Below are 21,806 nucleotides of genomic sequence, written 5' to 3'. Positions count from 1 at the left end.
AAATAGCTGTTGTAGCCGCTAAACCACAAGGCTCGTGATTATCTAAAATCCGCATAAGGAATCAACGGCTGTATCGGCAAGGGCAAATTGCCTTGCCAAGTATCAAAGGTATAACGCAGATAAAGCATGGCCCGGCTCGGGGCATAGCCTTCGCTGTGCTGATAAAGCAACCCACCGCCCAATACCAAGTTGTCCGACAGCCTGCGCTCAACCAGCCCTTGCAGGCGTATGCCAACCCCATTACTGGTTCCGCCAGAGGTTTCACCTAATGGCTTTGCCAGTTTGAAACCTTGCTCATCAACCACATTCAAAATCTTGTCGTTGAGCCCACTCAACGGATAAAGATCGTGGGATGTGGTCTTTGCAAACGACCAACCCACAGAGCTTTCCAGTGACACCGACCAGTTAGAAGTCCGCCACGCGTAGTTGAGCGGTACTCCGAGCGAAAAGTATTGCTGCGGGCTGTAATACCCACCCTGACCCAAGGTGTACTCACTCAAGTCTTTGTCATAACTCCAGTACATCACCGTCAATCCAGTACGCAAGCGCTCATCGGCACGTTCGACCAAACGGTAGTAGTAACCGGCCATGGCCGTGTTTTTGTGGTTATTTTCGACGTTTTCACCCCGCAACCAGTGCTGGCCGAAGCTCGCCCATACACCGTCAACGCCGCCTTCATCATGACTCAGGCTTAAGGTAAGGCCGTTGGAGGTGACACCACCCCACGTCACCCCTGTATTGGGATCTGTGGCCCCGGCATACGACAGGATCGAGTTGCTCAACGGACGGCGCGAGCCAGTCAGGGTCCAGCCCAACGAGCCAATTGTGTTGCTGTATGCCACACCCCCGAGCCAATTGGGCACTTTGAAGGTGTCCGGGGTGCGGCCAATGTCGACATTCCACGTTTGGTTTTTCCAACCGGCTGCCATGGTGGTGCCTCTTGCCGACTGTGAACGGTCTTCGCAGCCCGAATAATTCGGCTCATCAGTGTCTTTGCGATTGACTGCCACCGCGCAAGTTCCGTAAGCCTCGCGCACATAGCCGTCTTCGTCAGCGTCGAATTTGCCCGCGTCCATATCGATCTGCTCAGCCCGAACAAAACCGCTGCCATCGGTAATCGGCAAGTCCAATTGCAGGATGGTGGTCTGGGTATCAGTGTCGGAGGTACCCGCCGACGCATCGTCCGCTCGCCAGCCGTAGTCGGTGTACAGGTGCAGGGTCGGATTTTGCCGCTGATACAGTTCATCCACGTCACTGCGTAGGCTGCGTGCAAGCCATAGGTCGTTGTCTTTTTCACGGCTGGCCAGGGTCATGGCGCGGTTATCACGCGGGTTGGCCTGTGCCTGGTTCAGCAGTCCGACGTTGGCCATACCTTGGGCGTAATAGTCCAACGCTTGTTGCGGCTGTTTAGCGGAAATCAGGCGCGCCGCATCGCGGTACATCAGCGGGTCGGCTTGCGGGGTTTTGAGCAGTTCTGCATACAGGGCCTGCGCGTTGCCAGGTTCGCCAACAGCCGCCCAGGCATTGGCCACTTGTCGTTGCTGCGCAGGCGTCAATGGCGTAGCCGGTGCGGGTTTGAACTGATCAAGCTGGCGGCGGGCAGCGGCCAGTTGCTGGCGCTCCACCAGGGTTTCGATTTGCCCCAAGCGAGCGTCAATGTTGCCCGGGTCCCGGCGCAGCACCTGCTCAAAGAGTTTTTGCGCGTGCACGTAGTCTTGGCGTTCTTGCGCCCAGCCAGCAAGTGTCAACAAGTCGTCGTTGTCTGGCTTTTGCAACAGCAGGGCGATGGCTTGCGGCTCTTGGCCTGCTTTGCGCAGGCTGTCGACACGGGCCAGCAGCACGTTGCGTTGCAGACGGGCATGCAGATCACGCATCGAATCGGTCCATTGCGCGTTGGGGAGTTGCTCCAGCACGCTCAGGGCGCTGGCATCCCGGTCGGAATTGGACAGGTACAGTGCGTAGGCGTATAGCGCTTCAGGATTTTTTCCCTGACGCTGCATCAGCTGTTTGAAGCTGTCGTCGGCCGCACCCCGTTGATTGATGGAGCGTTGGGCATTGGCCAGTCGATAGGTTAGCCACGGCTCATCAGGCGTCAGGTTGCGAATTTTGCTGAGCAGCGTGACCATGTGCGGCCAGTCTTGACGCTCGTTGGCCGCATCGGCTTGCCGGTTCAGTTCGTCCAGTTCCAAGCTTTGCCGGGCGGCGGCAAATTCTTTTTGCCGAGCCGGTGGCAAGCTATCCAGAAACTGTTTGGCCTTATCCGGTGACTGCGTCGTGTACAAACGCACCAGCCCGCGCACGGCACTGCCATTGCCGGGTTCCAGGCGCCGAGCTTGAAGCAATAAGGTCTCGGCCTGCGCGGTGTCGTGCTTAGCCAAGGCCACGTCGGCCAAGCCGATCAGCGGTTCAGCGTCACGTGGTTTGGCTCTACGTGCCTGTTGGTAGGCATTGCGCGCGGCGTTGAAGTCGTTTCGCTGCAAGGCTTTGTCACCTTGACTCAGCAGCATCCGATAGCGGCTGGCGTCTAACAGGTCTTGCCATTTGCTGATGTTGGACGTGTCTTGTTCTTTGCTACGCGCCGTGGTGAACGCTGCGTTGGCTGCGTCATACCGGCTTTGCCGAAACAAGGCCATGCCCAGCGCGCCGTACAGGGTTGGGTCATCGGGGTACTGCTTGAGCGCACGGCGCAACAGGGCCTCAGCGGCGACCGGATTGCGCGACTGATCAATCATCTGTTTGCCTTTAGCCCCTGCAACCCAAGCAGGATCATTGAGCAAGTGCTGTTGATCTTGGAGTTTTTTAGTGGCGTCGGTCAGTGCCGGGGAGCGCGGATAGCGTTGTAGGTACGCTTGCCAAGCCAGCGTGGTGGAGCGGTCGATCGGCAGGGTGCTTAGGTACTCATATTCACGTTGTGCGGCGGCATTGCTGGCAATGGGGTTGGTGGACAGTTGATGCAAGACCACCAGCGCTTCGGCTTCTCGCTTTTCGCGAAACAGCAAATCAGCCAAGGTTTGGCGCAACCCGATATTGCCTGGGTATTGCACGTCCAGCGCTTTAAGTTGGTCAATCACCCGAGGGCGCTGCCCGGCAATGTTGCTGCGAATGCGCAGGTATTCCAAGGTGGTGGCGAAGTCCGGCGGGGCATTGCCGAACAGTTGCTCAAAAATAGCAGCGGCTTCCTCAGGGCGGCCAGCGGCGGCAAACAGGCGCGCCTGCTGCAGGTGCTTCTGGCTTTGTGGGTCTTGCAGCTTCATCAGGTTTTGGGCCTGCCGCAGCGCCGCAGAGTCAGGCGCCAACTGTTGCAGCCGGTCAAGGCGTTGTTTGGCCAACGCCGGGTTCTTGTCCAGCAAGGCCTGACGTACTGACGCCGCCAACGCTTGGGGGTTGTTGGGGGCAATCAGCCAGAGCCGTGCCAGCGAGTCACGCACTAGGTCTTCCTGATACAAGGCCTCGCCAATGCGTACTTGTTCCAGCAACCACTGTTGCTGGTCTTGCACGTTGACCGGTTGCGCCATGGCTACAGTGGACAGGCCGCCAAGCAAAAATGCCCATGTCATAACTCTTGTTGTTGTCCCACGCAGGCCATTCACAGGTCAGTCGTCCTTATGGAGGCGGCGGTTGGCAGCCCAGCTCAGTGCGCGCCACAGCAGGAAGGCGCTCAGCAATACGCTGATAACCGCAAGAATGGCCAGAAACACTGGGTGCTCGGACAGCTGATACCACAGCAGCAGGTACCACGGCAGATTACCGACGTAATATTGCTCACCCACCAATTGACTATAAATGCCGCTGCTGCGGATCAATGCCACTGAACCCGCCACAGCGTCCATTTTTCCGCTGTCGCTGAGTGCCTCACGTAGCAGGCTGTAGTCGGCATCGTCATTGCCCAGCAACGCCACAATGCTGCGTTGGTTATGGGTCGGCGACTGCATGCCAACCATGGCCGCGATAGGGGCGTGGGCGGTGACTTCAATACGGTTGGCCGGCTGATTGCGCCCGTCGATTGAAGGGCCACGGCGATTGGTGGCATCGAGGGTGCTGTTGCCGTAAGGCTGAACCAGCATGTCGTGTTGGCGTTGCAACAACAGGCTCAGGTCCGGGTTGTCACGCATCTCGGGCGCCATTTCGCCCAATAGCAGCAGGTCGACATCTTCCTTTGAGGCCGATTGCCAATCATCACTCAAGCGCACGCCAAAGGCCGGATAGCCAGAACGGGCGGAAATACTCGCGATAGCTTCCAGCAAGGTGCTGATTTGCGTGGCGGTGCCTTTGCTTGGGACCACCACAATCGATTCCGACAAATCGGCCATACGGCTGAACGGGAAACCGCTGCGAGCAAAAGCCTTGAGGTCCGGCATGCTGATGTAGTGGTGATAGCCAGACAGGTCGATGGTGGAGTCTTCGTCGATGATCGCTTGGGTGTTGGCCGGCAAAATAGTCTGGCAACGATCACGTTGGGCGCTGCCCACGGTACTGGCGAAATTGAAATCAAAGCGCAGACGGTTGCGGTCGCCAATTTTCAGCGACGGCACAATCAGTTTGTCGTTAACGTTGGCCGAATCATTGGACAACACCGACAACCGCAGTTCTTCAAAGCTGCTGGTGTCTTTGCGCAATAGCGGCAGGCTGGTGATGAACTGATCATTGAGGCTGATGTTCAAGCGCGAATCATCATTGGCCGATGGCGCGGTGTAGCGGTATTGGGTGCGCAGCGGGATACCCTGGTTGCGCCACACAAACAGGTCGGGGGGCAGGTTCACATCCAGGGTAATGGGGCGCGGCTGTAACCCGCTGACCTGTAATTGTTGAGGGTAGGTAATCAGCTCGGCAAAACGCACGGGGCGGTCGGTCCGCATCCAGGCCGGGGCGTCGTAAGGCTTACGCGGTTGCAACTCCTGAACGTTGTCGATAGTGACGCGTGAGCCGCGCAATAGGTTACCGCCCAGGGCGAGAGCCTTTGCTGCGGTGGTCAGGTCGTCTTCGTTGCGACCCATCACCAGCAATACTTTGCTGTAAGGCGCATCCGGGTGGTCAATTAACGCCACCACGGGTGCATTAACGGCCGGAAACTTCTCCAGATCACGCATAAACGCCGGACGGTGATCGTTGGTGGCAAATACCACAGAAGGCTGTGTGGCTTCTTTGCTTGACACGCTGGGGAGCGCATCAAACGAGACAGCAAACTTGGAGCCGCGCCAGTTGGCCTGACTGCCAAAGTAGGAAGCCAGAATAGCGGCGGCGCGCTGCTCGCCAAGGGTCGGGTTGGCGGCAAATACGAACGGCAACTCCAGCTTGCCGCTGTTGCGGGGATCAAAGAATGGCAGCGGGAAATACGCCAGATCATTGGTCAGGCTCAAAGCCTGCTCTTGCAGGGTGATGCTACTGCCCCGACTGATGTTGACCCACAAGGTGTTGTTGGCCGGGTCTTCGCAGATATCGGTGTAATGCCCGATGAACTCCAGGCGAATGCGATTGAAGTCCGAGACCAGTCGCGGATCGAGGGCCATTTTCTGGCGGGTCTGACGCCCCAATTGCTCTTTTTCAATTGGCAGCACGCCCATCAACACGTCATTCAAGTAGACCCGGATATGCGACAACGTCGGGATCAAGGAAGGTGAGGGCGTGTAGTCCAGTTGCAGACTGGCATCGCTGGCTATCCGGTCGCGGCGCAGGCTGAACTCAACGTGTTCTGCACTGTTGATGCCCAGCAGTAGCGTATCGGTCGCACGTCCCATCTGTTCGAAGGTGCGGGTCACCGTCCAACTCGGCAGCGGATCAGTGCTTTCCAGTATCGGGAGTTTGGGCAGTGGCGCAGGCCCAACCGTCGGTAAAGGCAAGGGGGCAGCCATCAGTTCCGAGACGAAGGTCATAAGCGCAAGGCTGGCGAAGAATGCTTTTTTTGAGAATCGACTCATGATCTGCTCACTGGCCCGGAAATAAGAGGGGTGGATGCTTTTGGCATGCGTGGAAAGAAGCTGCCCAACCACTGCAGCACTCGTACCAAGGGCCGCGCCAGATGGCGCATCCACGCAGGTAGGTATTCGTAAAGGCGGTAATAGCCTTTGGCACCCAGGGCGAGGATCTCCCTGAGGCTCTGAACCGGCTTGTCGGCTTCAAATCCGCTGTTGTGATCGAGCCAGGCATCTGCCCGGCCAAACGTGCATTGCACAAATTCGATCTTTTGCTCGGCTGGCAACTGGGCGAAGTTCAGTCCCATAAACAGGTCATGGGAGCGCGTCAGGCTGCCGCTGAAGACAAACTCGCGGTTGCCGCGCTGAAGAATCAGCGACACCAGCGAGCCAACGGGCAGCGCAATGGGTTGGTTGAGCAACAGACCCACCCCGCCGTCGGAGTAGTCAACCAGTTCGCAGGGGTAGCGGTGGCCGTCGGCCAGTTTGATGGCGCCCGGCAAGCGGGTTTGCACGCGATGGGTATGCCGAACTTGCCGCACTTCAGCCGCCACCGCGACAGCAGCGCCAATGATCAGCAGGTTATAAATGACCCACAACACACTGACGATAATGGTGATGATTTCATCTGCCGGGCCAGTGAACAGCCGCCACACTGCAAACCCGAGGCCGAGCACATTGAGCACGGACAACACCAGATACGGCTTAGCGGTCTGCCAGTCGAACTGGTTCTCTTCCATCATCCCGCCCTTGGCCGTCACGTTGAACTTGCCGCGTGAGGGGCTGAACAGCGCCACAGTGGTGGGCCTGGCGATGTACCAGGCCAAAACTGTTTCGTAGACCTCACCCCAGAATGTCTGGCGATAAGCGCCTTGCATCCGCGAGTTGGTCAGGCTGGCGTGAATCATGTGCGGCAACACGTAGAGCAAAATCATCAAGGCCGGGGCGTAGATGATGTAGGCGTGCAGCAACAAGAAGGCCAACGGTGCAGTGAGGAACACCAATCGCGGCAGGCCCACCAGAAAGTGCAGCATGGCGTTGGCGTAACACACTCTCTGGAATACCGTGAGGCCTTTGCCCAACAGCGGGTTGTCGGTGCGGAAGATCTGCACCATGCCCCGCGCCCAGCGAATGCGCTGGCCGATGTGCGCCGAAAGACTTTCGGTGGCCAGCCCGGCCGCCTGCGGAATGCGCAGGTAGGCCGAATTCCAACCGTTGCGGTGCAAACGCAAGGCCGTGTGGGCGTCTTCGGTGACGGTTTCGACGGCAAAGCCGCCAATCGAGTCAATCGCCGTGCGCCGCACGATGGCACACGAACCGCAGAAAAACGCCGCGTTCCACATGTCGTTGCCGTCTTGCACCAGGCCATAAAACAGTTCGCCTTCGTTGGGACGGTTGCGGAAGGTGCCGAGGTTGCGCTCAAACGGGTCCGGCGACAGGAAGTGGTGCGGGGTTTGCACCAGCGCCAGTTTGGGGTCGCGCAAAAACCAGCCCACGGTCAATTGCAAAAAGGAGCGGGCGGGCATGTGGTCACAGTCAAAAATGGCCACCAGATCACCGTCGATCTGGGTCAGCGCATGGTTAAGGTTGCCAGCCTTGGCGTGGCGGTTGTCAGTGCGGGCGATGTAGTTGATGCCCACTTCCTCGGCAAACATCTTGAAGCTGGCGCGGTTGCCGTCATCCAGCAAATGGATGCGCAGCTTGTCTTTTGGCCAGTCAATGCCCAATGCCGCGTACACCGTGCCACGGGTTACCGACAGTTCTTCGTTATAGGTGGGGATCAACAGATCGACCGTCGGCCACAGGTTCAGGTCAGGCGGTAATTGCGCCGGTTTGCGGTTTAGTGGCCACGAGGTTTGCACATACCCCAGGATCAGGACCATCCAGGAATACGTTTCGGCCAGCAGCAAAATCAAGCCGCAGACCAGATCCAGCTTGTCGCTCCAGTTCAGGGTCGAGGTGTAGCGCCACCATAAATAGCGGCACGAGATGATCACCGACAGTGCGATCAGCAACAGCGTCGGAAAACGCCCCGGCATGCGTCGCACCAGCATCGCAATGGCCCACAACAGCACCACAAACACCAGTTGCGCCAAGTAACCGAAGGGTTCAGTCACACAGATAAAAATCAGTACCACCGCCAGCGCGCCGATGGCGATGTACAGCAATTTGCGCATTGGCCAGTGCACTGCGCCCCACCAGCGCGACCCTTTGCGCACTTGCGGGCTGATCGCCGTTGGCAACTGTTCAAAGGCATCAGACAGCAGGTTCCAAGGCCGCTGCACAATACTGAACACAGCCATCAGGTAGCCTTTAAGACGCCGCCGCGTGCGTTGGCGCTGAGGCAGGGTTTGCGCAGCCGGACGCACCAGCAACAGCCACGCGGTCTGAGTCAAATAACGCAGCGGATCGCCAAGGGTGATGCGTTTGTCTGCCAAGTGTGGGTAGAGCTGTCGATGTTGCTCGCGCAATGCCTGCCAGGCGGGCGATTCAAGGCGTAGGAAGATCCAGCCGCAGACTTGAATCAGCGCCAGGATAAAGGCGGTGAAACGGGTGCAGTTTTGCTCACGCCGTAAGTGCGTATAGGGAAACAGGCGGGCTGTCATTCAAGCCTCCCGCCACGTAAAAGGCACCAACTGGCCAGGCTGATGATGTCTTGGGCAATCAGGCTGCCCGGTGCATAGCGGCCAACAGGCTCGCGCCTGGCCAAGGCTTCGGCCATGGCTTCGTCAGCATGCAAATGGATCGGCAGCAAGGATTGCGCATAGTGATGCTGCCATAGCAGCAATAGATCGCGCTGAAACTGGCTGGCAGGGTCAAAACGATTGACCAGCAAACGCTGCGCGCTGTTGCGTTGGGGCTGTAACAGCACATGGCTCGCCGCGTCCAGGTTCAGCACGTTGAGCGCAATCTCACAGCGCGGGTTGGCTATATGCCCCGGCAAGCGTTGCGGCAAGTCAAAGAGTACCCAGTCAACGCTGTGGGCTAGGCTGGCCTGTCGCGTGGACCACAATGGCGGGTTATCACGCAGCAATTGATCGAGTTGCAACACGTCTACATCGGTCAGCGTGCCGTAGGGCAGCACGTCCAGACCGGATTCAATGTTCCAGGCATGTTCATACCAGGGTGTTTGGTCCAACGTCGCGCGGGCCCAGCCTTCGGCAGGTGCGTAATCAAGGTTGAAATGCAGGCCGAGGGCGTTTTCCGGGCACATGTCGATCACCAACACTTTTTGCCCCAGCGAGCTAAGCGCAAAGCTCAGCGCTGCAAGCGTAGTGCTGGTGCCCACTCCGCCGCGGATGCCTTGAAGGCTCATGGCGATCATGGCGTGTCGACCCTAGTCTTTTGCAGCTCGGCAGGCTTAGGCAGTCGATGGCGCGCTTCGAGGTGCGCCAGTAATGGCCAGCGTTCTAGCGCCTGTAACAGCTCCATCTGCGCCGAGATGTCGACGTAGGCCAGTGTCGGTAAATCCATCATCGACTTAAGCCGTTCAATGTCATCGGCGCGCTCATTGCGCGACAGGATATCGGCGCTTATTTGAGTTGCTGTGGGTAGGGTAGCCATCCGCCGTTCTCCTTGATTCGCACATAGGGCTTGCCGTTGTAATCGAGCACGACGGTGCCTGAGTTCTCCGATACTTTTGCGGTCTGTGGCAAGTCAGTCAGTAAGGTCGACCAGTCCACAGGCTGGCCATTGCTCAATGCCGGGGCGGCATATAGGCGCGCAATGATTTCAGCGATGGCTAGGTAGCTGCTCGTCTGGGCGACATGCACGGGGGCGGTCTGGCCGGTCTCGCCCATGTTGATCAACTTGAGGCCCACCGGAACATGGGTGATGGCGTCACTGGGGATTTCGCGCATGCCGGAAATCTGCATCCGGTCGCCATGTAACGCGGCACCATGTTCAGGAACGATGGCGACCACCACCCGGCGCCCGCTTTTTTGCAGTTCTTTCAGGAAGCCATTCAAATCGTCAAGCAACACCTGAGCCCGACTGCTGTAGTCCGCCGGTTGAGTGCCACCATCGGCCGTGACCTGTCGATTACCGTCATGCAGGCTGGTGGTGTTGTAGAACAGCGCCATGCTTGGCTGGTCTGTGGCCAGGCGGTGTTGCCACCATTTGCTCAGTACGTCACGGTCACGCCAAATCGGTGAACCATCAAAGCCGACGTAGGTGCGCGCTAAACCGACCGGGGTAACGCCCAGCGCAGGCGGCGGCAATTGCCCTTGGTCACGCACTTCTTGCAGAAAACCATCGAATTCGCCGGTGTGATTGAGCATCAACTCATCCGCGAAACCCAGCTTGCGTAAGTCGTCGAACAACAGGCACTGATCGGCGGGGGCCTTATACAACTGAGCGTGTGAGGTTTGCCCGCAACTGGCGCGTAACAGTCGAATGGCGGCCGGGCCACTGTAGGCTGTGGCTGAGTTGAAGTTGTCAAAAATCACGTCCATCTGGCTGAACAGTGCGTTGTTGCGCAATCCCACCGTGTCGAGGTCGTCCCAGGCCAATGAACAAATGTTGATCACCAGCAAGTCAAACGGCGGGGGTTTAACGGTCGGTTCCTTGAACTCGACCTTACGTTTGACTTCAGTCTGGTAGAACGTGTCGAGGTAGCTGTTAAGCGTTGCATCGTCCGGCTCACCCACGTTATTGGTGGCTGTGGTGCTACCGGGCTGGGTGCTGGCCATAGGCTGCACAGTTGCTGGAGGCAGTAACCACTGCAAGCTGCCCAGGCTTAGCCACGCAAAGCCCACTAGCGTAAAAGTGGTCAGGCGCAGCCAAGGGCTGAGGAACACATAACCCACACCTAGCAGCAGCAACATGGCTGTCACTTGCCAGTCGATGAAACGGCCCAGCAACTCGACGATGTAGTCAAAAGAGAAATTCAGCACGCCGGGCTGCGCCAGCAAGCGGCTAAAGGGCGGGAACCAAGTGTCCTGATACAGCAGTGCGACAGCCACCGGAATGGCAATCAGACTACGGGCGCGGCGTAGCATCGGGTGAGCGATGGGGATGAGCAACACCAGTGCAAAGATCAGGTTGGGCAGAATCTGAAAATTAAGGTGCCCGGTCCAGGTCAATAAAAACTTGGCTAGGAAATACAGGTTCCACGCACCAAGACCGCGCCAGGGGCCGGTCATTCCCTGCGCAGGAGCGGCGGATTTAGACGGGTTCATCAGGCGCCCTCGTTGATGGGCTCGCGGGGGCACGACGCCTGACACCGCGCGATTTCAGGTAGCGAGGCGCAAGATACTGCTCAAAATGCGCGTTGAAGAGGAGGCGAATACGCTGCGAGAACAGGGTCAGCAGCACACTCACCACGCAGGTCAGGCCGATGAGTTGAACAAGCTCCAAAAATGTCATGGCTGCGGCTCGCTGACAGACAACGTGATGCGTTGCGGTTTTAACGGGGCGCGGCTGCCAGCAGGCGGTTGCGCCATGACCAAGATTTCGACGGGAATACTCAAGTGCTCAGGCACTGACGCCTCCTCCATAAAGGCCTCTTCATTTAGCTCCGCCGGGCCACTCAGCACCTGGCGCTGTAAAAACAGATCGCGCCAGGGCAAGCGACAGATATTGCCCAGCGCGGGGTCTAGGCCATCGGCGCGGCAGGCAAACAGAAACAGGTACATGTCCTCATTGTGCAAACAGGCAAAGTCGCCATATCGGCGCAGGCACATCTGATTCAAGAACAGTGTTTGCTTGAGTCCGGGCACTGGCTGGAACTTGACCAGTTGATGGGTCACTTCTCCCGAGCTGTCCGCATAAATGCGCTTAACTTCGGTGAAAAATTCACACGGACTCACCAGGCCACGAATGCTTGGCGGGCGCTGGCGTTCGAGCAATGTGGCGAAGTCGGTGCCCTGAGCGTATTGCCAGTGCTGGCCCTGAACGCTTTCGATCATGCTCAAAAACCGCGAGAGCAAGGTGCCGTCTGGCACGATCAGATTGACACCGCATGCCAGCAGCAGACGCTCGTCGCGATAACGCACAGCGGGCTCAAGTTCGCGAACCACTATCTTCAGGGCGCTGCCGCACTGTTCGCGCAGGTCGTGCAGTTGCTGCGCGAGATCCAGTAACTGATGGCTGCTGTCGATGCCTACGATGATCGTCGCGGCGCTAGCGGAGGCTGCCTGTTCGAGTAATGCCTGGCGGTCATTGAACAGGTACCAGTGCTTGGACAGTGGCGGGGTGCCTTCGAGGACTTCACGCTCAGCAAGGTAAACGTGCTGGTCATCCGCGATACGAGGCGTTGACACAGCAACGGGTTCGGGAATCAGGGCCAATGTGTTGCCCGCAGTTTGGAGCTTGAATTCCTGCCCGGCACTGACGCCCATGTCGTTGTACCAAAAGTGCACGTGGTAACGAATTTCACCGTTGTGCCGGTACAAATGGCTCAAGCCAGACACGTGCTCATTTAGCTTCAATAACTGGGCATGCAGCAGCGTGGACTCACCATGGGTGATCACCAGCAAGGTGACTTTTCGGTCCCGCAGCCAGGAGCGCAGATTTTCACACCAGCGCTGCAAACGTTTTGCCGTAGAGGTGTCAGCCCAACTGCTGGCAGGAACAACCAGTAAAATCTGACTATTGGGCGCGATACCGGAGCGGCTGAGATCCCGGGGCAACGCTTTCAACCCGCGGTCAACGACCCCAGGGGCAATTTCAAACAGCTTAAGTTTGTCAGGTCCGCGGTCGGCGGCCAGGTCATTGATAACGTTTTGCACGGCGTCGACACACACGATCAGCGAAGCGGGCACAGCAGGCGGGATGCACTCCAAAAACTGGCGAGCCAGCAGTTTTGCATCCATCGCCTGATCGACCGTGACCCAGTACAAGCCGCCAGTACGTAAAGAGATGTGTTGATCGAGTAATCCGTGGATACCCAGGCTGATGTACTGCAAATGCTACGTCCCCCTTCCTAGAGGTTCACGAACGGATGGCTTGAGCATGTGTAAAGCCATTCGTTCGCTGCTAGCAGGGCGAACGTCTGTCGCCTTGAAGCCTTTATTTTTTTTATTGGCGTCAATCAAATGTTGATTGGTTATACGCCGACGTGATCCTTGTCGCGAAATCCTGTGACACTGGCAGAACCCTTCAAACTGCTCCGTTTCCTGTTTGGCTCATGTGTTACAGGCGTGTTTCAAGCGGACATATTCCTACATTGAGCTGAGCATAGTCCATGAATAAAACCGAAAATTGTCAAAAAAACATCATTTTATGAGTTGGAGTCATTTAATTGACTGTTTGAAAATCCGTTCCCACAACCCGCTTTCAGCTCGATGTACACAGGCTAAAAGGTGTAAACACGATGAGACAGACGTGGGGATTTGCGAGGAAAGCAGGCCGGTGACTTTCTCAGTGAGAGGTTGCGTGCTATTGCTTAAGGGGGGGTCAGCAAGGATGAACCCTTTTTCGCTGACTCATCCTCGGAGTCAGCAGTCGACACCGAAATATCGATGAGGTGCAGATATGCCCGTTAAACATGATTTGTATCAGGACTTGAAAATTTCAAAAGACACGGCCGCAAAACTTGAAGGTCAAAACGGCCACTTTTTGGGGCTGGTCAATAAATACAAGGCCGCCGATGATGCCGTCGTCGAGGCTGAGGCCAAGAATGCGATTGGCGTATCGGACGAGTCATTGCTCGAACTCAAGGCCAAGCGGCTGAAAATCAAGGATCAAATCGCTGACTACGTGCATCAGGCCGAAAAAGGTCTGAGTAACTGACCACTTTGCGAGCGTGGATTGAGAACGCTGAACCCTTTTTCTGGAAACCTATATGTCTAAAACCATCAAGATTGTTGCCATTCTGCGTGCCAAAGCGGGTCACGAAAATACAGTCAAAGAGGCGCTGCTAGCCTGCGTCACAGGCTCACGCGCTGAAGCTGGCTGCGAGTTCTACGACCTGCATCTTGATCGTGCCGACCCGCAACGTTTTGTGTTTATCGAGGGCTGGAAAGACATGGCAGCCATTGATTTCCACAAAACAACCCCACACTACCTGGCGATGGGCAAGGCCGTTGCCGATCTGCTGGAGCACCGTGAAGTGCTGGTGCTTGACGCGTTGCAGTGAGTCTTGAATGTATGAGCGGCGGCCTGTGAAGGCCGCCTTTTATATGGATGGGGCTAAAAGCTTGCCGCGTCCAACTCAAACAGCGATTCACTGCCAGCACGAATCGATTGTTCCAAGCTCGATGTTCGGGGCAGCAGGCGGCTAAAAAAGAACCTGGCCGTCGCCAGTTTCGCAGAGTAAAAGTGCGGGTCAGTCTGCAATGACCGCTGTGCCACATCGGCCATTCTTGCCCAGAGCCAGGCATACGCCACGTAGCCAAATACCTGCAAGTACTCAACCGACGCCGCCCCGATTTCGTTGGGGTTGATTTTGGCCCGAGCCTGCAGCCAGTCACTCAGTTCTTCAAGTTGCTGTACTGCCTGTAACAGTTCACAGGCGTAGGGTTTACCGGGTTGGGACGCAAAGTCGCGGATGGCCGCGGTAAACAAGCGCAGGGTCACGCCGCCATTGGCGATGACTTTGCGCCCCAGCAAATCCAAGGCCTGAATGCCGTTGGTGCCCTCGTAAATTTGCGCAATGCGTACATCGCGCACCAGTTGCTCTTGTCCCCATTCGCGGATGTAACCATGACCACCGAACACTTGCTGGCCCAATACGCAGCTATCCAGTCCGGTATCCGTAAAAAATGCTTTGGCCACCGGCGTGAGCAAAGCCACTAGCGCGCTGGCGTCCTGCTGCTCTTGTGGATCGGCCGAGAACTTGCTCAAGTCCAGTTGCTGGCCCACGTAACTGGCGAATGCGCGGCCGCCCTCGGTCATGGCTTTCATGCTCAGCAGCATGCGCCGCACATCGGGGTGAGCGATGATTGGGTCGGCCATTTTATCGGGCGCAACCGCGCCGGTCGGAGCCCGACTTTGCAGGCGCTCGCGGGCGTAAGTACGGGCATTCTGATAGGAGGCTTCAGCGCAACCGATGCCCTGAATTCCGATCGACAACCTTTCGTAGTTCATCATGGTGAACATCGCTGCAAGGCCTTTATTGGCCTCACCGATCAGCCAGCCTTGGGCGCCATCGAAGTTGATCACACACGTGGCTGACGCTTTGATGCCCATTTTGTGTTCGATAGAACCGCAGCTCACGGCATTGGCTTCACCCAGCGTACCGTCGACCTTGACCAGCACCTTGGGGACCAAAAACAGGGAGATGCCCCGCGGCCCGGCAGGCGCGTCCGGCAATTTGGCGAGTACTAGGTGGACGATGTTCTCGGTCAGGTCTTGATCGCCGCCAGTGATGAAAATCTTGCTGCCGCTAAGGCTGAAGCTGCCATCGGCCCGGGGTTCGGCACGGGTGCGGATAATCCCCAAATCGGTACCTGAATGGGCTTCGGTCAGGCACATAGAACCGGCCCAGCGACCTTCATACATTGGCGGCAAATACGTGGCTTTTAATTCATGGCTGGCGTGAGCATCAATCGCCAGGCAGGCGCCCGAGGTCAGAGCCGAGTACAAGGCAAAGCTTGAGTTGGCGCCGTAGAGCATTTCTTCAAATTGCACCGCGAGCATTTTCGGCATCCCCATACCGCCAAACTCAGGGTTGCCCGACAGGCCGACCCAGCCGCCCTCGATGTAAGTGTGATAGGCCGCCTGGAAACCGCTCGGAGTGCTGACCTTGCCGTCGCGCCACGACGCGCCTTCTTCATCGCCGCTGCGGTTTAGCGGCGCAATCAGTTGGCGGGTGACCTTGGCGGCTTCTTCAAGAATCGCGTCAGCGGTGTCGGCATCCATGGACTCGGCCAAGGCAGGCAGCCGCGCCCAGAGTGCGGGCGCTTCAAAAACCTCGAGCAGCACAAAGCGCATGTCACGCAGCGGTGCATTGAATTCAGGCATCACAAAACCTCGTGCATGTTTTTACACATAGCGTTTAGGAGCGAGCTTGCCTCGCGATATGTCGATCTTGGGTTACAGGGCTTTGGCCAGGTCGCGCAGCACGTATTTCTGGACTTTGCCCGTGGACGTCTTGGGCAACAAGGTGAACACCACGGTGCGTGGCACTTTGAATCCGGCCAGATGCTCGCGGCAAAAAGCGATGATTTCGACCTCGCGCACATGCTGGTGATCGGCCTTGAGGGTGACGAAGGCACACGGGGTTTCGCCCCATTTTTCATCCGGGCGAGCCACCACGGCCGCTTCCATCACTCCGGGATGGCGATACAGCACGCCTTCGACCTCAATGGTCGAGATGTTCTCACCGCCGGAAATGATGATGTCTTTGAGGCGATCACGGATTTCGACATAACCGTCCGGGTGGCACACGGCCAAGTCGCCGGTATGGAACCAGCCGCCTTCAAACGCTTCGGCAGTAGCGCTGGGGTTCTTCAGGTAACCCTTCATCACGGTGTTGCCACGCATGAAGATCTCGCCCATGGTTTCACCGTCGCGCGGCGTCGGCTCCAGAGTTTTCGGATCAGCCACCATGACGCCTTCGAGCGTGGGGTAGCGCACGCCTTGACGGGATTTGATCTGGGCACGCTCAGCAAGGGTGTGTTCGTCCCATTTGTCATGCCAGGCGCAGATCGTCACTGGGCCGTAGACTTCAGTCAGGCCATAGACATGGGTGACTTTGATGCCCATTTCTTCAACCGCACCGATCACTTTGGCGGGCGGCGCAGCGCCTGCCACCATGGCATTGACCGGGTGGTCGATAGCGGCCTTGGCCGAGTCGGGCATATTGACCAGCGCATTAAGCACAATCGGCGCGCCGCACAGGTGAGTGACCTGATGTTCACGGATCAAGTTAAGGATTTTTTGCGGGTCGACGCGACGCAAAAACACATGCACGCCAGCCAGCGCGGTGATGATCCACGGGTAACACCAGCCATTACAGTGAAACATCGGCAGGGTCCACAGGTACACGGGGTGGTTGCCAATGGCCCAGACCATCTGATTGCCCAGCGAGTTGAGATACGCCCCGCGATGGTGGTACACCACGCCCTTGGGATTGCCGGTGGTGCCCGAGGTGTAGTTCAGGGCGATGGCTTGCCACTCATCCGTAGGCCATTGCCAGTTGTACTCGGGGTCACCTTCGGCCAAGAACGCTTCGTAATCCAGCTCGCTGACCGGTTGGCCTTCGCCGTATTCCGGGTCATCGACGTCGATGATCAACGGCGGATGATCGAGCATGGCCACGGCCGCGTGAATCACATCATGGAATTCACGGTCAGCAATCAGTACCTTGGCTTCGCCGTGAGCAAGCATGAAGGCAATGGCTTCAGCGTCCAGGCGCACATTGAGAGCATTGAGCACGGCGCCTATCATCGGCACGGCAAAATGGACTTCCAGCATGGCCGGGATGTTGGGCAACATCACGGCCACGGTGTCGTTCTTACCAATCCCGCGTCCGGCCAGCGCGCAGGCCAAACGGCGGCAACGGCTGTAGGTTTGCGCCCAAGTGCGGCGAATGGAACCGTGGATCACGGCAGGGTAGTTGGGGTAGACGCTGGCGGTGCGCTCTATAAAGCTCAGAGGCGACAGGGCAATATGGTTGACAGCACTGGGCTCGAGGCCCTGCTCAAAGATCGACATGAGGGTCATTCCGGTGGCTGATTGTTAGCTCTATGGCTGCCCACTTTGCCGGTGGCGAATGGGTCAGTGTTATGTCCGGCCTGATTTATAGCTCAGTTTGTATTTGATATGGAAGTAATACCTAAGCAATATAGTAGTTATTCTATATCCCGCATTCCCCTACCCATGGATGCCCAATGCCTGTTTCGCTGCTCACCTATGACCCGCAACCGTCGGTGGTACTAGACGCCCAAGGCTTGCCGCTGGCGGCTAACCCGGCATTGGCGCGGCTGCTAGCAGGCAAGCCGCTAAGCCATGTGCGTACATGGTTACCGGGCAATCTGAATGAGTTGATCAGCGCGTGCCTGCACCAGGCGCGCGCGATTGAGCAGGTCGAGGCACACAGCCATGAACAGATCTGGCTTTGGACTCTGATCCCGGACCCGCAAAACCAATGCGTTGTGGCCCGTGGGCGTGAAGCGAGCAGCGAACAATTGGCGGAGCGTGAAGCCGCCAAGGCCCGGCGCCTGTATCGACTGATTACTGAAAACACCACCGATTTGATCTCGCGCCATACACCCGACGGACGCTTTCTGGATGCGTCCCCGGCGTCCTGGACGTTGCTCGGCTATTGGCCTGAACGTTTGCGCGGGAGTTTGGCGCAACGCCTGTTCCATCCCCACCACCTAGCCCAAGTGCTGCGCCAGGCTCGCGATGCGCTGGAACTCGATGGCTACCACACCATGACCTATCGCATTCGGCATCAGGCCGGGCATTACCTGTGGTTCGAAACAGCCAGTCGGGCGATCCGCGAAACCTACACCGGCGCAGTGGTTGAGGTGGTCAGCGTGTCACGCGACATCACGGCGCGGATTCAGGCCGAGGAAAACAAGCGGCGTCTGGCTGATGTGGTCGAAGCCAATCCAGACCCTGTTCTGTTTATTGATCCGGTGGGCAGCGTGTCATACCTCAATCCCGCGGCTCGTAGAATTCTCGGCTTGGAAGGTGGGAATAGTCTTCTTTCACTGGCTGATTTTTTAAGCCCGCAAGACCTGGCGCAACTGAAATCGGTGGGCTGGCGCAATGCCGAACAACAGGGTTTGTGGAGCAGCGAAACCCGCTTGCAGCCGTTGAATGGCGAGCCGTCTGTGCCCGTGTCTCTGCTGTTGCTGGCCCATCGTTCGACCGCCGGTGAGCGGTTTTTTTCGCTGGTGGCCCGTGACATGCGAGAGCGTGAATTGCGCGAAGCCCAGCAGCGCCATCATCAGGACGAAATGGCCCACACCGCGCGCCTGATCACCTTAGGAGAACTGGCATCCGGAATTGCCCACGAGATCAACCAGCCGCTGGCCGCCGTGGTCAATTATGCGAATGCCAGTCAGCGTTACCTGCAAAACCTAGAACACAACCCCGATGCGGTTGCCCGCGTTACGCAAGGGCTGGAGCGGATCACCCTGCACGCTAACCATGCGTCGCAGGTGATCAAGCGTCTGCGAGGGTTTTTACGTAAGGGGCGCCGCACCTTGCAGCCATTGGATGTGAGCGATGTGGCGCGTCAGGCAGTTAACCTTTGCGCTTGGGAAGCCCGCGAGCGGCATGTGAACATTGAGCAGCAATTACCGGAAATATTGCCGTTGGTGTACGCCGATAGAGTGTTACTGGAGCAGGTGTTGCTCAACCTGTTACGAAATGCAATTGATGCCAACAGCGAGCAACAACCGGGGCAGCCTTCACGTATTACGTTGCAGGCGCAGGTAATGACCAGTGGCTGGTTACACATCAGTGTGCAAGATGAAGGCCCAGGCGTGACGAGCGAGCAATTCGAGCAATTGTTTACCCCGTTTTACACCAGCAAGGCCGAAGGGCTCGGGCTGGGTTTGTCGATGAGTCGCAGTATTATCGAAGGCTTTGGCGGCGAACTGAACGCCGAGCCACAACCCAATGGACTGCGCCTGTGTTGCAGCCTGCCGCTGATGGCCGTGATCAAACAACAACAAGAAGAAGAGGGCACTTAACCCATGACAACCCCAGAACAACATGTGGTGTACGTGGTCGATGACGATCAGGGCATGCTCGATTCGACGGTCTGGTTATTAGAATCCGTAGGCCTGAATGCGCAGCCTTTCACCAGTGGCCAAGCTTTTTTAGAGGCGTGCGACCCAATGCGCAGCGCCTGTGTGCTGCTGGATGTCCGCATGCCCGCCATGGGTGGCCTGAATGTGCAACAAGCGCTGCAGGAGCGCGGGATCAAAATGCCGGTGATTTTTGTCAGTGGCCACGCCGATGTACCGATTGTGGTGCGCGCCTTCAAAGCGGGGGCCCATGACTTTATCGAAAAGCCCTATAACCAGCAGTTGCTGCTGGACAGCGTGCAGCAGGCCTTGAGCGGCGGTAGTGCCCGGCAAACCGCCAGCCAGGAACAGACCGAGCTTGAAGCCCGCCTGCAAAGCCTCACCCCTCGTGAGCGTGATGTGTTCCTTCCGCTGGCCAAGGGCTACACCACGCGCGAAATTGCCGAGCAACTGGCGGTAAGCACGAAAACCATCGACCTGTATCGATCACGGGTCATGAAGCGCATGCAGGCTGAACATTTGCCAGATCTGGTGGGCATGGCGATTGCGGCCGGGTTGATTGATCCACTGAAGTTGCGGGCAACACTAGAAAACCCATAACCCCTTGTAGGACCGAGTGGTTAATCCGTGCTTTGCGCACAACGCTCTAGCACTGGATAGCCCAAGGCGGCGATGTGGTGATGCACGCGGCGGTAGTCGCGCAGCACGCGCTGGAAGATGTCGCCCGACTCGGCCCAGGCGGTTTTGTCGTTTTGCAGTTTTCGAAAGTGTTCGCGGCTGGCGCTGGCCTCAAGCTTGCGCACGATTTCTTTGTGGCTGACCAAGGCGTTGGCCGCCGTGATGTCCTCACGCAAAAAGGCCGTGATCGCTAGGTTGAGGCTGTCCAGCAACGCCAGATGAAAAGCCTGGATGTGACGCAGTTCAAACGCCGAAAAGTGTTCGCCACGACGCGCCCGACGAATCGCTAAGTGCGCCAAGTTGCTGAGGATGTCACCGGCATGTTCAAGGTTGATGACGAACATGAGGATTTCTTGAGCACGGTCTGCATCATCGTCGCTCAATCCGTCTTGGCCTATATCGGCCAGATAGGCGCGAATCGCTGCGCTCAGCAGGTCTACGGAATGGTCAAGCTGGCGAACTTTTTCGAAGGTATCTCGCTCAGGCTTTTCGAACAGTTGCAGCACTTGGTTGAGCATCAATGACGCCATGTCTGCCAAGCGCAAGGCTTCACGCACTGCGTTGGAAAGACCGATGTTGGCCACTTCGAGCCCGGCTTCATCCAGGTATTGCGGCATGCCGGGGTCTGCTGGACGTTCTTGTTGGGGAAACACGCGGCTAAGCGCATTGGCCATGGGTTCGATCAGGCCAATAAACATAACGGCCAACATAAGGTTGAACGCGGTATGCAAATACACCACTAAGTGGGCTGGGCCAATATCGGTTTGGGCCAGGTATTTAGCCAGCCACGGCAGGCAGGGCAGCAACAGCAACGTGCCGAACAGGCGAATCAGCAGGTTGCCCACGGGCAGACGCAGCGCCACGGTCGATCCGGCACCGATGACTGACGGCAAAGCGCCGCCGATGTTTGCGCCGAGCATCAAGGCAATTGCCGTCACCGGGGTCATCATGCCAGCACCGGCCAGTGAGGCAATCAACAGCACCACGGCAACGCTGGAGTGGCAGAGCCAGGTCAGCAGCACAGCGGCGACCACGGCAATGATCAAGTCACCGTCCAAGCCCTGCATGACGGCGCGAAAGACTGAGGTGGCCTCCATGTGGCCCAAGGTAGCGCTGAGCAAGCCCAGAGCCGATAGCATTAGACCCAAACCGATCAGCGCGCAGCCGATGCTTTCGTAGCGCGAGTCGTCGCGCAGGCGAAACACGATAAAGCCCACTAGCAACATGACGGGCGTGGCCAGCGAGGTGTCAAAGCTCAGCAGTTGCACCACCAGCGTCGAGCCGATGTTGGCCCCCAGCATCACGGCCAAGGCGGGTGCCAGGCTTAGGGTGCCAGCGGCCGTAAATGAAGTGGCCATCAGGCTGACGGCGGTACTGCTTTGCAGCACGCCGGTTATACCAATCCCAGAGATCAGCGCCATCCAGCGATTACTCAGATTGCGCCCCATCCAATTGCGCAGTTGGGTACCGAAGCCGCGCAGCAGCGCGGTTGAAATCATGTGCGTACCCCACAGCAACAGTGCAATGGCACCGGCGAGGTTAAGCAAGAGAGTGGTTCCTGACATGA

General features: G+C 57.7%; 15 protein-coding genes. 4 read left to right on the top strand and 11 right to left on the bottom strand.

The genetic code is table 11. The features are described 5' to 3' along the window. Positions 1-38 precede the first annotated feature (38 nt). From bcsC to bcsE, 8 genes are read right to left on the bottom strand one after another with little or no spacing between them, the layout of a single operon-like run. Positions 39-3,557 carry a cellulose synthase complex outer membrane protein BcsC gene (gene bcsC, locus B347_RS0109945; RefSeq protein ID WP_019409564.1) on the bottom strand — a complete coding sequence of 1,173 codons (3,519 nt, stop codon included), beginning with the start codon at positions 3,555-3,557 and terminating at the stop codon, positions 39-41. Between the two features lie 36 nt (positions 3,558-3,593). Further along, on the bottom strand, positions 3,594-5,915 hold the full coding sequence (gene bcsB / locus B347_RS0109940) for a cellulose biosynthesis cyclic di-GMP-binding regulatory protein BcsB (protein WP_019409563.1): 2,322 nt from the start codon (positions 5,913-5,915) through the stop codon (positions 3,594-3,596). Continuing rightward, on the bottom strand, positions 5,912-8,515 hold the full coding sequence (gene bcsA, locus B347_RS0109935) for a UDP-forming cellulose synthase catalytic subunit (RefSeq protein ID WP_019409562.1): 2,604 nt from the start codon (positions 8,513-8,515) through the stop codon (positions 5,912-5,914). Before bcsA ends, bcsB begins: the two co-directional genes overlap by 4 nt. Next, positions 8,512-9,225: a cellulose biosynthesis protein BcsQ gene (gene bcsQ, locus B347_RS0109930; RefSeq protein WP_337459889.1), complete on the bottom strand. Its 714-nt coding sequence runs from the start codon at positions 9,223-9,225 to the stop codon at positions 8,512-8,514. Before bcsQ ends, bcsA begins: the two co-directional genes overlap by 4 nt. A 5-nt stretch (positions 9,226-9,230) precedes the next feature. Then, positions 9,231-9,473, bottom strand: a complete 243-nt coding sequence (gene bcsR, locus B347_RS0109925; protein ID WP_019409560.1) for a cellulose biosynthesis protein BcsR — start codon at positions 9,471-9,473, stop codon at positions 9,231-9,233. Continuing rightward, positions 9,443-11,089, bottom strand: a complete 1,647-nt coding sequence (gene bcsG / locus B347_RS0109920; RefSeq protein WP_050997498.1) for a cellulose biosynthesis protein BcsG — start codon at positions 11,087-11,089, stop codon at positions 9,443-9,445. Before bcsG ends, bcsR begins: the two co-directional genes overlap by 31 nt. Next, positions 11,076-11,276 carry a cellulose biosynthesis protein BcsF gene (bcsF, locus tag B347_RS0109915; RefSeq protein ID WP_019409558.1) on the bottom strand — a complete coding sequence of 67 codons (201 nt, stop codon included), beginning with the start codon at positions 11,274-11,276 and terminating at the stop codon, positions 11,076-11,078. Before bcsF ends, bcsG begins: the two co-directional genes overlap by 14 nt. Continuing rightward, on the bottom strand, positions 11,273-12,817 hold the full coding sequence (gene bcsE / locus B347_RS0109910) for a cellulose biosynthesis protein BcsE (protein WP_019409557.1): 1,545 nt from the start codon (positions 12,815-12,817) through the stop codon (positions 11,273-11,275). The genes bcsF and bcsE overlap by 4 nt, the downstream gene beginning before the upstream one ends. A gap of 568 nt (positions 12,818-13,385) precedes the next feature. Between bcsE and B347_RS0109905 the strand changes: the two genes are divergently transcribed. Then, the gene (locus B347_RS0109905; RefSeq protein WP_019409556.1) at positions 13,386-13,643 is read left to right on the top strand and encodes a YdcH family protein; all 258 of its coding nucleotides are present in this window, start codon (positions 13,386-13,388) and stop codon (positions 13,641-13,643) included. Positions 13,644-13,695: 52 nt separating this feature from the next. Beyond that, positions 13,696-13,989, top strand: a complete 294-nt coding sequence (locus tag B347_RS0109900) for a putative quinol monooxygenase (RefSeq protein WP_019409555.1) — start codon at positions 13,696-13,698, stop codon at positions 13,987-13,989. Between the two features lie 53 nt (positions 13,990-14,042). On the opposite strand, the gene B347_RS0109895 is transcribed toward B347_RS0109900, so the two are convergent. Both B347_RS0109895 and B347_RS0109890 read right to left on the bottom strand, forming a co-directional pair. After that, the gene (locus tag B347_RS0109895; RefSeq protein ID WP_019409554.1) at positions 14,043-15,815 is read right to left on the bottom strand and encodes an acyl-CoA dehydrogenase C-terminal domain-containing protein; all 1,773 of its coding nucleotides are present in this window, start codon (positions 15,813-15,815) and stop codon (positions 14,043-14,045) included. A 72-nt stretch (positions 15,816-15,887) separates the two neighbouring features. Then, positions 15,888-17,510, bottom strand: coding sequence for an acyl-CoA synthetase (locus B347_RS0109890; RefSeq protein WP_019409553.1), 1,623 nt, complete (start codon positions 17,508-17,510; stop codon positions 15,888-15,890). 176 nt (positions 17,511-17,686) lie between these two features. Between B347_RS0109890 and B347_RS0109885 the strand changes: the two genes are divergently transcribed. Together B347_RS0109885 and B347_RS0109880 are read left to right on the top strand one after the other, a co-directional pair. Beyond that, positions 17,687-19,504 carry a PAS domain-containing sensor histidine kinase gene (locus B347_RS0109885; protein WP_019409552.1) on the top strand — a complete coding sequence of 606 codons (1,818 nt, stop codon included), beginning with the start codon at positions 17,687-17,689 and terminating at the stop codon, positions 19,502-19,504. A gap of 3 nt (positions 19,505-19,507) precedes the next feature. Beyond that, the gene (locus B347_RS0109880; RefSeq protein WP_019409551.1) at positions 19,508-20,161 is read left to right on the top strand and encodes a response regulator transcription factor; all 654 of its coding nucleotides are present in this window, start codon (positions 19,508-19,510) and stop codon (positions 20,159-20,161) included. 20 nt (positions 20,162-20,181) lie between these two features. On the opposite strand, the gene B347_RS0109875 is transcribed toward B347_RS0109880, so the two are convergent. After that, positions 20,182-21,804 carry a Na/Pi cotransporter family protein gene (locus B347_RS0109875; protein WP_019409550.1) on the bottom strand — a complete coding sequence of 541 codons (1,623 nt, stop codon included), beginning with the start codon at positions 21,802-21,804 and terminating at the stop codon, positions 20,182-20,184. Positions 21,805-21,806 lie beyond the last annotated feature (2 nt).

Origin of the sequence: Pseudomonas psychrophila HA-4, assembly GCF_000282975.1 — a bacterium.
Taxonomy (GTDB): domain Bacteria; phylum Pseudomonadota; class Gammaproteobacteria; order Pseudomonadales; family Pseudomonadaceae; genus Aquipseudomonas; species Aquipseudomonas psychrophila_A.
This window is presented reverse-complemented; position numbering and strand designations above follow the sequence as displayed.